The organism is Veillonella sp. 20925_1_51 (assembly GCF_041431445.1).
GTDB lineage: Bacteria > Bacillota > Negativicutes > Veillonellales > Veillonellaceae > Veillonella > Veillonella nakazawae.
This window is the reverse complement of the sequence record NZ_JAPVXT010000001.1, coordinates 475,126-489,282: the sequence shown is the minus strand read 5'-3', so window position 1 is coordinate 489,282 and position 14,157 is coordinate 475,126. Positions and strand designations below refer to the sequence as shown.

Here is a 14,157-nt window from a genome sequence, read left to right as displayed (position 1 = left end):
GAAAGTTTTTAGATAATGGTATACTAAAACAATAGTATTTCGAGGAGGATTATCATGGTTAGTGCTCAAGAACAAGTGCGCCAAATTAAACACGGCGTAGCAGATTTAATTAACGAACAAGATCTTGTAAAAAAAATAGAAAGATCCATTAAGGAAAATAAACCTTTAGTTGTAAAATTAGGTTTGGACCCAACAGCGCCAGATATTCATTTAGGCCATACAGTACCACTTCGTAAACTACGTTTGTTCCAAGAATTTGGTCATCAAGTAGTGATCGTTATCGGCGGTTTCACTGCTCGTATTGGTGATCCTACTGGTAAAAGTGTAACTCGTCCACCACTTACAAAAGAAGAAGTATTGAAAAATGCTGAAACCTATAAAACACAAATTTTTAAAGTGTTAGATCCTGAAAAAACTATCGTTCGTGACAATAGCGAATGGTTAGAATCTATGAACTTTGCTGATGTGCTTCGCTTGGCAAGTTCTTACACTGTAGCACGTATGATGGAACGTGATGATTTCAATAAACGTTTCAAAGAAGGCCGTGCTATCGGTGTTCATGAATTTATGTATCCATTGATGCAAGGTCATGATTCCGTTGCTTTACATGCTGATGTTGAATTTGGTGGTACAGACCAAACTTTCAACTTGTTAATGGGTCGTCATTTACAAGAATTAGAAGGTCAAGAACCACAAGTTGTTATCACAATGCCATTGCTTGAAGGCCTTGATGGTATTCAAAAAATGAGTAAATCTTTAGGTAACTACATCGGTATCGATGAAGAACCTAAAGAAATGTACGGTAAAGCTATGTCCATTCCAGACGAATTGATGATGCGCTACTTCATGCTCGTTACAGATATGCCAATCGAAGAGCAAGAGGACATGGAAAAACGTCTTGAAAGTGGTGAATTACATCCACGTGATGCTAAAATGCAATTGGCTCGTACCATCGTTCGTTTGTACCATGGTGAAGAAGCTGCTCTCGAAGCAGAAGAAGAATTCAAGCGCGTATTCCAACAACGCGCGTTGCCTACAGATATTCCGGAATACGCTATGGATGCGCCAACAGAACCAATCTTTGTGCCACAATTCTGTACAGATGCTGGTTTGACTGCCTCTAATGGTGAAGCACGTCGCTCCATTAAAGCTGGTGCTTTTAAAGTAAATGGAGAAAAATATACAGAAGAAAACCTTACCCTTGAAGAGGGCATGATCGTTCAAGTAGGTAAACGTAAATTTATAAAAATTAAATTTAACTAATATAAAACTGTGATGGGGTAGAAACCTCATCACAGTTTTTTTGTCCATTTTCTTTATAAGATTTTCCTCTATTGTATCTATTAATAGTAACTCCAAAATTTAGGTACAAGTTAATGTATAATGAATATAAAAGATAAATATAAAAGATAAATATAAAAGATAAATATAAAAGATAAATATAAAAGATAAATATAAAAGATAAATATAAAATACTAATTTGATACATAAAAGATTTATATGGATATCATATAAATTTTACTATAAAGTAAGAGGACTATATATGGACAAGAAACTATCTAATTTCCTAGAAAAACGAGAACATACTGTTCTCACCGATATTGATGTTATAACTGCGGCCGTAGCCGTACCATTACTAGAAATAGATGGGGAAGACCATGTAGTGTTTACTGTACGCAGTAATAAGCTACGCCGTCAGCCTGGTGAAATTAGCTTTCCTGGTGGACACTGTGAGCTTAATGATAAAAGCAGTGCTCATGCTGCCATGCGTGAATGCTCTGAAGAACTAGGTATAGATTTAGACAAAATAGAATTACTTGGTAATTTAGACTGCTTAGTATCTGCTATAGGGGTAAAACTATATGCCGTAGCCGTACGATTACATACAAGTGATTTAAAACCAAATCCTGATGAAGTAGGAGAAGTATTTACCGTACCTTTGCAATATCTGCTAAATATGGAACCTACCGTAGGTCATCTAGATATAGCTACAAGACCATTGAAAGATTTTCCATTCCATCTATTAGAAGGCTACAATATCGATTGGAAAATTAGACAAAACTACTCAGTCTATTTCTATCCCTATGAACAATACACCATATGGGGATTAACAGGACGAGTGCTGAAAAACTTTTTAGATATATATAGGAAAATTAGATAATTAATAAATTGAAAGCGAAAGAACAATATATCAGTTCTTTCGCTTTTAATATTTTCTTCAAAAACATCATTTAAACACATAATATAATTGGAATTCAAAGTTTAAAGAATTCGTGAAATTATTAAACGTTTATTTACAAAATATGTTTTTTTGATTTATAATTTCTCTGTATATTTGAAAGGAGAGGGATTATGAAGCAAGTGTACCAGATTTTAGCTAGTACTTTAATTATTAGCTCTTTAAGTAGTTCTATTTATGCTACTAACATTTCGTCCCCATATGAACAACAGGAAGCGGCTCGAGCCGATGCTTTATTGCGTCAACGCGCAGAAGCACCAATGGCTGGAGCCGCTTTGTCGCGTCAAAAATCTGAATATGATAAATTAAATGGCTCGAAAGTAACAATTTTACCTACAGAAGACGTATCGTTTCAAATTGATAAGATTATTGTTAATTCAGAAGAACCAAGATTCAAGAAGTATAAAAATAGGTTATCTGCATATGAACATCAAAAAGTAGGAAAAGAAGGTCTTTCTTTTTTACAAAGGCATTTACAAGAGCAGTTATTATCTGATGGATATATAACGAGTCAAGTTATTATACCAAACCAAGAATTGCAGTCTGGTACATTAATTTTTGAAATTATACCAGGCTATGTTGAGGATATAGTATTAACTAATTCAAAAATAAGATCCAATTGGAGAAGTGCATTCCCAATTCGTCCTGGTAATATTCTTCGTAGGCAGGCTTTAGAACAGGGAATCGATCAAATACGCAGTGTACCTGGTCAGGATATTAAGATGGATATTGAACCAGGGAATAAACCTTTACATTCTATTGTTAAATTAACAGTTACGCAAAAAGGTTTTGTACATGGCTCGTTAATGCTTGATGATTCAGGTTACAAATCAACTGGAAAATATCAAGGTACAACCTACTTATCATTTAGTCAACTTATAGGATTAAATGATACATTAACAACTAGCTTTACAAAAAACTTAGATAACAATAATGGACAAGATTCTAAACAATATGCGTTTAGTTATACTATTCCAAATGGCAATCAAACATATCGATTATCAACTTATAAATATAAATATGAGCAGTTAGTTTTTATGCCAAATGCCTTTATATCATCTGGGACAACAAGAGGAACTGAACTATCTATGGAACATTTGTTGAATCGAACTAGTCGTAGTAAAACATCTGCAGTAGTTAAATTTACTCATAAATCTCGTCATAGTTATTTAGAAGATGTAGAAATTGGAGTCCAAGAGCAACATACGTCATCTGTAGAATTAGGATTATCTCACCGTCAATATAGTGGAAATACTGTATCGGATATTTATTTATTCTATCGTCAAGGGATAAAGGGGATAGGGGCTAAAGTTCACAACTGGGAAGGCGTAGCTAGTAATCCAACAACTCTTTATAAAATGGCTGGTATTGAAGGGCAAATACAAAGCAGAATCAATATAGGTCACAAACCAGGTTTATATACTATGCGATTCAGAAGCCAGTTTACAGATAAACGTTTATTTGGAACGGATCAATTTAGTATTGGTGGTAGATATTCTGTTCGTGGCTTTAGTGGAGAAGAGACATTACGTGGAGATTCAGGATACTATATACAAAATGAATGGTCATTACCATTTAAAAATCAGAGTATAGTACCATATATTGGTATAGATGTTGGTCATGTATGGGGACCATCTACAGAAACTCAAATCGGTAATACCTTAATAGGTGGTGTATTGGGTTTACGTGGTAATATCAAGAATACATTTAATTATGATATTTCATTAGGAACACCGTTAAAAAAACCAGCAGGTTTCACGACCGATACACGTGTTTGGGCTTTTAGAGTAGGGTATCAGTTTTAGAACTTTCTATTAATTAAATATGACTAAATTAAAGCCAGAAATAAAAATGTATATAAGTTGAGAGTCACATATAAAAATAATAAGTGTAGGAGAGATTGATGAATACAAAACAATATGCAGCATCATCATTATTAGTAGCATTATTAATAACAAATACAAGTCCTTGGATTCCATTAGCGATGGCAAATCCAGTGGTTCCAAATTCAAGCCGTTTAGGTCCTAAAATGGATGTAGCCAGTAATGGTATATCTATTGTTAATATTAATACACCGAATGATAAAGGTTTATCTCATAACCAATATGATACTTTTAGTATTAATAACAATGGCTTAATCTTAAATAATGCTAATCGTCCAGTATCTACTGAGTTAGCTGGTTATATTATGGGAAATCCAAATTTAGTTGGTCCCACTGCTAAAACAATATTGAATGAAGTAACTGGAACTAACTCTACAGCTATGAATGGCGCTCTTGAAGTGGCAGGGAATAAAGCTCATGTTATCATCGCAAACCCTAATGGAATATCTATTAGTAATGGTACATTTATTAATACTAATGCTGCTACCTTAACTACAGGTAAACCAATTATAGATAATGGTACTATATCCGCCTATAAAATAAATCAAGGTACTATAGATATTGATTCTAAAGGTCTTAATACATCTAAAACTGCTAGAACCGATATTTTAGCGGAAGCAATTAAAGTAAATGGTGAATTATGGGCCAACGATCTTCAGATGGTTTCCGGACAAAACACCGTAAATGTAAATAGTGATGGTAAGGTAATAAATGTTACTAAAAATAATGAGTCTAGTAAAATAGGTTTAGACGTTGCTAAAATCGGAGGGATGTATGCAAATAGCATTTATTTAGTTGGAACTAATGATGGTTTAGGTGTTAATAATAAAGGTATAGTTTCAGCGCGTGATACTTTATCCCTAGATGTTAATGGCAGAGTACAAAATACAGGAACAATTGCTTCATCTGATGCATATATTAAATCCAAGAGTTTTGACCAATTGGGTGAAGCTAAATTTTATGCTGATAATGCAACTTTTGTAGTAGATTCCTTATCTCAAAACGGTAATCAAGCAACAAATAAAAACCCTATTATCCTAGCTCAGAATAGTTTATCTATCGCAGGACAAACTCTTTCTAATACTAATGGTAGTGTAATAAAAACTGATGGTAAATTACAAATCGGTCGCAATATATCTTATGATGGAGTTATATCAGGTAAAATAGATAATATTACAAATATTGGTTCAACCATAGAAGCGGGAACTGGAGGGAAAATAACTGCAAAGGAAATCAATAATATAAATGGTGGAGTTACTTTAAAACGAGTTCAAGTCGGTGAAGTAGAGACTATTAAGGATGAAGTTACTGTTAATGATTATCCTGGCGAAAAATTTACGATTAAGGATCCTAAAATATATCATCTTAATGAATTAACAGATGATATTGATCAAGTGGTTGTTGAGGCTGAAAATCTACAATTTTATGCAAAAAAAGACCACAAAGATGATTGGGTTCGTTATAATTACACTAGAACAAAACATAAGGATGTAGTTGATATATCTAAACCAGCCCGAATTATTTCAGGTGGTGATTTAGAAGTTAGTGCAGATTATGTTAAAAATGATAGTAGTCAAATTAGTTCAGCTGGGCAATTAACTAGTAAAATAGGAAAATTCGAACAGACAAATCCATCTTCTAAAGAATATATTGTTGAAGATGGAACTGCTGTATCTTATAGCAGACATCATCATAATGGAGCAGACTCTACAAACATTGATACTGCACCATACCATAAAGTTACAGAATTGAATACTAAATTACCCCTATCAGTATTTAAATCAAATGATTTAAATAGCAAAACAAATATAGGACAGGATAGTTCTTTGTTAAATTCTATAAGTAAGATTTCTCAAAATCCTAATACTTCTTATATTATGGAAACAGATCCTAACTTCACAAATAGACGAAACTTTTTATCCTCAGATTATGTATTAAATAGACTGAAATTAGACCCTATGAATGTACAAAAACGTTTAGGGGACGGTTATTATGAACAGCAATTAGTAATGCAAGAAATTCTTCGTCAAACTGGAAAAAGTAGATTGCAGTCTGGCTTAACTGCTGAAGAACAATATCGTAAATTAATGGATGCAGGAATTAATCTTACGAAATCACAATCTATAGCTTTAGGTCGTGAATTAACAGTAGCTGAACAAAATAACCTTAAAGAGGATGTTGTATTATTAGTTAGCAAGTCAGTAGTATTACCAAATGGAAAAACTGAAACAGTTTTAATACCTACATTATATTTGGCGCCTAAAACAAAACGGGCTGATGGAGGAGCTAACGTACAAGGGGAGTCTATTAATTTAACTGTTGATAAGCTAAATAATAGTGGCAGTATTATAGCTGATGATAATACCAATATTGTCGGTAATAATATTCATAATAATGGGGGATTAATCTCTGGTAACTCTACAACTCTAGTGGCTAATACAGATGTAGCTAATACAAGTGGAACAATTGTAGGTGAATCCAATGTTAGAATTCATGCCAATCAGGATGTCATAAATGAAGGTGGACATATTAAACAAAATAGTGCATCTGGTCAATTAGTAATCTCTGCTGATAGAGATGTAATTAATAATGGCAAAAAGTATATATCAAGTGATAATGAAATTGTTTGGGATGATAGTAATAAAAGAAAAGAGACTATAACTGCAATTGATCAAGGTATTGTAGATGGTCAAGGAAGTATTAGTATAAATGCTAATAGAGATGTAGTTATGAATGCAGGGATAGTTCAAGGTAAGGAAAATATTGAGGTTAATGCCGGACGAAATATTGAACTATCTACACAAGATGCTGCTTTAAATATAAAAGAAGATCACTATCATAAAGGTAAATCAGGTGGAGGACACTCTATAACTACTGAAACTCATGTGGATGCAAACTTTACTAATTCAGTTGGTAGCAGTATTGAAGGGAAATCAGTTAATATTAAAGCAAATCAGAATATTAAGTCAAAAGGTTCTGATATATTGGCGAAAGATACTGTAAATATTAACGCTGATAGTATTAACTTTGAAACTGCTAAAGATGTTGCAACAGAACATCATAGTTTACAAGAGCGAAAGAAAAGTATTGCTAAACGTGAGAGTATAGATGCAATTGATAATTCACATATAGAAACCGTATCTGGCTCTAATATAGGTGGTAAAACAGTTAATATTAAAGCAACCAATTCTATAGAAGGTAAGTCTATAACTATCCTTGGTGAAGATAATGTTGAACTACAATCAGGTGGAGAAGTCAATATTGGGGCAGATAAACATATACTTGATAGCAATAGTAGCTATCATCATAAAAAATCTGGACTACTTGGTGGTGCAGGGATAGGTTTTTCTATAGGCAAAGAACGAATTAATTCTGATGATAGTAAGCACGAAGAAATTACTGCTCGTAGCACTATTGCAAGTACAAAAGGTAATATAAATATTAGGTCTAATGATACTTTACAATTAACTAGTGGTAATATTGTGAGTAAGAATGGTGTATACTTATCTGGATCTAATGTTATTTTAGATGGAAATGTTGATAATACATCAGCGTCACATAATGAAAGCTATAAAAAGTCTGGACTTACGGTTTCGCTTGGCGGTGCGGCTATTAATGCAGTTACAGATGGAACACGTACTATAAAACAAGCTGGCTCTCGTAATGATAAACGGTTGGCTGCATTAGAGCTAAATGAGGCACGTAAACAATTCCAAGATGGTTACTATGCTGTTGATGAAGCTCTAAAAGGCGAAAAAATTAGAAATCCTGAGACTGGTAAAGTAGAAAAAGTCGATGGAAAAGATAAACGTGGTGCTAAAAATATTGATAATGCTGTTAATTTATCAATATCAATTGGTAGTACCTCTCAACATCAAAATCAATCAATAGATGTACATGAATATAATGGTGGTACAATTATTAGTGATGGTAGTGTAAATATTGAAGCTAATGATGCAACTAAATCAGGGGTTAATTTAGTTGGTCAAGATATTTTAGCAAAAGAAGTAAACATAAATTCTGCTAGTGATATAAACCTAAGTGCAGGTAAAAATACTCTTCAAGGTAAAGATAACTATAAACATAGTGGTTGGAGTGTTGGGGCTAGTTTAAGTCTTACTTCAGGTAGTTTATTAGGTTTTGATGCAAGTGGAAGTCTTGCTAAACAGAATGGAGTAACTGATCAAGTAACTTATAAGCCAACATCAATTCGTGCTGTAGAATTAGCACAGCTCAAAGCAAAACGAGATACTGAAATTATTGGATCTAAAGTTAGTGGAAAAGGAGTAGTTGTAAATACTGGTAATAATCTCAAGATTGAGAGTTTGCAAAGTGTAGATAACTTTAAGGAACATAGCAAATCTGCAGGATTTTCAGTTTCAACATCACCTAAATTTAAAGGCACTATTGGTAGTGTAGGTGGAAGTGTAGGTCGTACGGACAGTAAATTAAAATCTGTTACTGATCAAGCTGGAATTTTTGCTGGTGATAATGGATATAATATAAGTACTGGTAATACAACTTCATTAAAAGGCAGTCTTATATCAAGTAAAGCCGATAAAGCTAAGAACTCATTGACTACAAGACATTTAGATATAAATGATATCCAAAATAAAGCTGAGTACACCGTAAGAGATAATGGAGTACAATATAATAATTTTGGTAGTAGCAAAACAAAAAGTAAAAAAGAGTTTGATAAAATTTATAAGCATATTGGGTTAACTCCAACAGGGGGTGTTGGCGCTCATGGAAAATCCTCCTCTATAACTAAAAGTGCAATTAGTGATGGAAAAATTATAGAGAATGGTCGGATGGTAGATATAAAAACTATCAATACTGATATAGAACATTCTCTTAATGAATTACAAGCTATATTTGATAAAAAATCTATTGAAGAGAAGCAACAATTAGCTCATCTATTTAGTGTTAATGCTAACGAAGCAATCCATCAAATTGCTAAGCATGAAGGTTGGAAAGATGGAGATCCTCGAAAGGTTGCATTACATGCTATGGTTGGTGGAACTACCGCAAATTTAGGTGGTGGACAATTTAGTGATGGTGTATATGCAGCAGGCCTATCTGAAGCTATGATGCCTCAATTCAAAAAATGGGCTGGGAAAATCAAAGGTCCAGATGGAAAAGAATATGTGGACCCAGAACGTTTACAGCAAATCGCTTTTGTTTTTGGCTATGCCACTAATGAAATATCAGGGAAAAGTGGGCAAAGTGGCGCATATGTTTCTTATATGGGTGCTAAACATAATTTTGGCTACTCACCTGATGAAATAAAAGAAAAAATAAATGAAGTAACAGAAAACCTTTCTGAACTTGGAAATCGGTGGAAACAAGATCGAATAAAGGGAGAAGAAGAAAGAATTTATGATGAATTACATCCAGAGCCATTACCTGCTTCTCCAGATGAAAATGGAGAAGCTCTTGTATCCGCTGAAAAATCTGGTAACTATGATACAGAAGAGTATAAAGAGGCTGCGGATTATACCTATAATAGAGATGGAGATGTAGATACATCACCTACCAGTGATAATTATGGATTTACATTGGCTAATCAAGGTGTACAACCTACAGGAGTTACAGAAGATGGTACTACATATTATATAGAAAATGGCAAAACCTATATGGGACCTAAAGTAAAAGATTTGGATGGGATTCCTTCTAATGAACGTAGTAATAATTACGGATTGTGGCTTGAAACAAATGGTTATAAACCAACTGGGACATCTAACGGGCATACCTATTTTAGATTTTATTATGAGTTAAATAATCCTAATCAATTACTGCCTTATAATCCTAATTATCAACCGACAGATACACAAGGTTATGTGGACTATATTGGATATCAAGTTGATCAAGAACGCCCTAAATCTCTATTGGATAGTAAGATTAGTAGTGTTATTGAAAATGAAGGGGAACAATATAAACCTTTTGCAACATTGATTATGTCAAGTAGTTCATACTCAGAAAAGGCTAATTCTCGTAAAGTGTTGGATGATCAATTTAAGAATATTGTTGAAGGTTTACCTGAATATAAAAATATTAATACTGATAATGCAAACGAACTTAAAGAGCGAAATATAGAGCTTAGTGGTTATGACCCATCTAAAAAAGAAGTATACTATGACTTAAAGCAAAAAGATGGTACAATTAAACGAACATATGCAGGAAAGCCAGAAAATTATAAAGCATTTTCAGAGAATGATTTAGATAGTAAAACTAGAGATACAATGATTAATAACACTGAGGCCCGTTCAAAACTTTGGTTGAAAAGCAAATTAGATGAATATAAACTACCACTATCCTTAGAAACAAAAAATTCTATATCTGACAAATTTGGTGCTTTAATGAGAGAAGGTATGGATACCGCATTAAAACCAGTTGATTTGGGAGTATATGTAAATAAAGTTCGCGGCAAGTATCATGATAATTCTATAATATATGATGAATTTGATAGTTATGAAGCTAATAAATTGCTTACTATTAAGCTCGCTGCAGATACTTATTTTTACAAAAAAAATTCCCCTAAATATGAACCGGTACAAAAAGATTTTGTAATTACGACCACAAATGCTGGCTTAGGTGAAACATATGATATCGTCTCTACTAATACATATAATTTGCTAGTTGATCCTTTAAAGACTGTAGATCAGAAAACTGAAGCAGATAGAGAGAAGGATAGAGAGTTTTATATAAAAAATGCGGAGTAGGATGATGAAACCTGAATTTGTTCCATGGATATGGATTATATATGTGGCGTATGTATTATATAAGAGACATAAAGAAAATAATCATTTAGAAAAATCCATAATTATATTAGCTAGCATAAGTTTAATTATTGTTAGTGGTGGTTTTTCTTTATTAACTTATTATAATCTTTCGCCTGAATTGCAGCTTATGTTAAATATATTAATTATAATAGTATTGTTTATAATGAAAACATTATTTGGAGTGTAGCAGATGGAAATAATACAGTTATTTGGTTATACAATGATTCCTATTTGTATTATCATTTCAATATTATTAATTATATATGGAAAGACTAGACATATTAAATATTTGGATCCAAAGGTACCATTAGGACGTTTATTCTATTTTTTCGGCAATGCATTTTCATTTATGTGTTGTATTTTATTAATTAGTTTTGGTAGTTATGTAATACAATCTAAAGATATTGCTGAAGGGATTAAATATCTAATCTTAGGTTATTCTTTTGGTATTTATGGATTTACATTCTTTTTTATGACTGGTATGAGAAGAGCCTATGATATAGGATTTCCATTTTGGGTATATCCAATTTTTATAGCTTTAATACTTTTAAGTCTTTTTATGAATGATACTATTTTTGAATTCTTGATGCTTGGAATGTATTTATTTTTATTACAGCCAGGTAGAAATAACAATTAAGTAATAACTACATTCTAAAAGATGATTGTCTAGTATTAGGCAATCATCTTTTTCTTGTATATTAATGCCCATAAAAATTGACAGATTACAAATTAAGGTATACTATTTATGTGTAAAAGGTTTAATGTGTTGCACTAATTAATCTAGGAGGTTCTCACATGAATCGCGAAACAGCATACGTACTTTGGTTTGATGAATTACAACGTGAAGATGTTAATTTAGTTGGTGGTAAGTCTTCTTCCTTAGGGGAATTGACATCCTCCACTAATGTACCTGTACCTTACGGTTTTGCTACAACTGCTCATGGTTATCGTGAGTTTATGAAAGCAACAGGTTTGGAAGATAAAATCCGCGCTGAACTTGATGCGTTAGATGATGTAGAAAATTCTGCATTATTGCGTGAAGTATGTGCTAAAATTCGCCGCATGATTTGCGAAGAAGAAATGCCAAAAGAATTGGCAGATGCTATCCGTCATGCTTATGAAGAACTTGGTAAAAAAGTAAACGAAGAAAATCCGTTCGTAGCAGTTCGTTCTAGTGCAACAGCAGAAGACTTGCCAGACGCAAGCTTTGCAGGCCAACAAGATACATATTTAAATGTACGTGGTGCTGATGTTATCATCGAGAAAGTAAAAGAATGTTATGCATCTACTTTCACAGATCGTGCAACATACTACCGTGTAAAACAAGGTTTCGATCATATGACAGTAGCATTGAGTGCTGCCGTTCAAATGATGGTATTCTCTAAAGCAGCTGGCGTAATGTTCACTGTTGACCTTGTAACAGGTAATGATAACAACATCCTTATCGAAGGTTCTTGGGGCCTTGGTGAGTACGTTGTACAAGGTACAGTTACACCAGATAATTTCCATGTAGATAAAGATAAAATGGAAATTACAGATCGCATGATTAATGACAAACATATCCGCTTAGTTCGTAAAGCTGACGGCGATTGTGTTGAAGAAGTTGTTCCAGCAGATGAAGCTAAACAACAAGTTATTACAGATGCTCAAGTTTTGGAGCTTGCTAAATACGCAAAAGCAATCGAAAAACATTATGGTTGTTACATGGATATGGAGTGGGGCGTAGATGAACGAGACGGTAAAATTTGGATTTTACAAGCTCGCCCAGAAACAGTTTGGTCCCGTAAAGAAAAACCAAAAACAACTGAAAAACCTAGCACATTAGATGCAGGTAATCGTGAAATTATTGTAAAAGGTTTGCCAGCTTCCCCTGGTAATGCAGCCGGTAAAGCTCATGTTATCATCAATCCTGAGGATATTGATGAATTCAAAGAAGGCGAAATCCTTGTAACAGCTATGACAGCTCCTGACTGGGTACCAGCAATGAAAAAGGCAAAAGCTATCGTTACTGATGCTGGTGGTATGACTTGTCATGCGTCTATCGTTAGCCGTGAGCTTGGTATTCCTTGTATCGTAGGTACTAAGAGCCGTAGCCATGAAGCAACAACATCCATTAAAGATGGCCAAATGATTACTGTTGATGCTACAAATGGTATCGTATACGATGGCGTATTAGAAGATATCGTTAAAAAGCCAGAAGCACAAGCTACTGCAAGTGTTGCAACTGAATATGTTCCTGTAACAGGCACTAAGATTTACATGAATTTAGGCAATCCTGATTTAGCTGAAAAACATGGTGTATTACCGTGTGATGGTATTGGTCTAATGCGTGAAGAGTTCATTTGGACTACTTTCATTCACGAACACCCATTACACCTTATCGAAACTGGTCGCAGTGACTTTGCAGTTAATACATTGGCAGAAGGTATGCGTAAAGTGTGTCAAGCATTAGCTCCTCGCCAAGTAGTAGTTCGTTTGAGCGACTTCAAATCTAGCGAATACCGTGATCTCAACGGTGGCGACAAATATGAACCACATGAATCCAGTGCATTACTTGGCTGGCGTGGTGCAGCTCGTTACTATGATCCAAAATATACACCTGCTTTCAAATTAGAATTAGAAGCAATCAAAAAAGTACGTAACGAATTTGGTTTCAAAAACTTACAAGTTATGATTCCATTCTGCCGTACTGTAGAGGAAGCTGAACTTGTAACTAATTTAATGGCTCAAGAAGGTCTTGTACGCGGTAAAGATTTCAAAATCTGGCTTATGGCTGAAATTCCAGCAAATATTATCTTAGCTGATCAATTCAATAAATATGTAGATGGTTATTCCATCGGTTCTAACGATTTGACTATGCTCGTTCTTGGCTGTGACCGTGATAATGAAACAGTTCAACACATTTATGATGAACGGAATCTAGCAGTTCGTAGAGCAATTCGCCATCTCATCGAAGTAGCTCACAAAGATGGTAAAACTGTATCTATCTGTGGCCAAGCGCCAAGTGTGTATCCTGAACTTTGCGAATTCCTCGTGAAGAGTGGTATCGACTCCATTTCTGTTAACCCAGATGCGGTTGTGAACACTAAGAAAATGGTGGCTCAAATAGAACAAAGAATTATGCTCGATGCTATGACTGGTCGTGGTCGTCAAGAATCTGATGACTTAACTTGGTAATCATATAGTGGTATTGAAAGAGGAGGCCCGTAGGTCTCCTCTTTTTCTGAATGGTAACTTAGGATATAATACAAAC

General features: G+C 34.0%; 7 protein-coding genes. All 7 read left to right on the top strand.

Features of this window, described 5'->3' with window-relative positions; all coding sequences use genetic code 11:
* Positions 1-54 precede the first annotated feature (54 nt).
* On the top strand, positions 55-1,263 hold the full coding sequence (gene tyrS, locus O3607_RS02280; protein ID WP_371443243.1) for a tyrosine--tRNA ligase: 1,209 nt from the start codon (positions 55-57) through the stop codon (positions 1,261-1,263).
* 280 nt (positions 1,264-1,543) lie between these two features.
* On the top strand, positions 1,544-2,161 hold the full coding sequence (locus O3607_RS02275) for a CoA pyrophosphatase (protein ID WP_371443242.1): 618 nt from the start codon (positions 1,544-1,546) through the stop codon (positions 2,159-2,161).
* A gap of 191 nt (positions 2,162-2,352) precedes the next feature.
* Complete coding sequence (locus O3607_RS02270; RefSeq protein ID WP_371443241.1) at positions 2,353-4,044, top strand: ShlB/FhaC/HecB family hemolysin secretion/activation protein; 1,692 nt, start codon at positions 2,353-2,355, stop codon at positions 4,042-4,044.
* Positions 4,045-4,142: 98 nt separating this feature from the next.
* Positions 4,143-10,844, top strand: coding sequence for a hemagglutinin repeat-containing protein (locus O3607_RS02265; RefSeq protein WP_295803860.1), 6,702 nt, complete (start codon positions 4,143-4,145; stop codon positions 10,842-10,844).
* A gap of 1 nt (position 10,845) precedes the next feature.
* Positions 10,846-11,091 carry a Zn-dependent protease with chaperone function gene (locus O3607_RS02260; protein WP_371443240.1) on the top strand — a complete coding sequence of 82 codons (246 nt, stop codon included), beginning with the start codon at positions 10,846-10,848 and terminating at the stop codon, positions 11,089-11,091.
* A 3-nt stretch (positions 11,092-11,094) separates the two neighbouring features.
* Positions 11,095-11,541, top strand: coding sequence for a hypothetical protein (locus O3607_RS02255; protein WP_295803858.1), 447 nt, complete (start codon positions 11,095-11,097; stop codon positions 11,539-11,541).
* 158 nt (positions 11,542-11,699) lie between these two features.
* Positions 11,700-14,081 (top strand): phosphoenolpyruvate synthase, encoded by a 2,382-nt coding sequence (ppsA, locus tag O3607_RS02250; protein WP_371443239.1) that lies wholly within the window; start codon positions 11,700-11,702, stop codon positions 14,079-14,081.
* Positions 14,082-14,157: the final 76 nt, after the last annotated feature.

Bases quoted from the DNA above. Each gene is read 5' to 3' on its own strand.
- tyrS (WP_371443243.1), top strand. From the start codon at position 55: ATGGTTAGTGCTCAAGAACAAGTGCGCCAAATTAAACACGGCGTAGCA.
- O3607_RS02275 (WP_371443242.1), top strand. From the start codon at position 1,544: ATGGACAAGAAACTATCTAATTTCCTAGAAAAACGAGAACATACTGTT.
- O3607_RS02270 (WP_371443241.1), top strand. From the start codon at position 2,353: ATGAAGCAAGTGTACCAGATTTTAGCTAGTACTTTAATTATTAGCTCT.
- O3607_RS02265 (WP_295803860.1), top strand. From the start codon at position 4,143: ATGAATACAAAACAATATGCAGCATCATCATTATTAGTAGCATTATTA.
- O3607_RS02260 (WP_371443240.1), top strand. From the start codon at position 10,846: ATGATGAAACCTGAATTTGTTCCATGGATATGGATTATATATGTGGCG.
- O3607_RS02255 (WP_295803858.1), top strand. From the start codon at position 11,095: ATGGAAATAATACAGTTATTTGGTTATACAATGATTCCTATTTGTATT.
- ppsA (WP_371443239.1), top strand. From the start codon at position 11,700: ATGAATCGCGAAACAGCATACGTACTTTGGTTTGATGAATTACAACGT.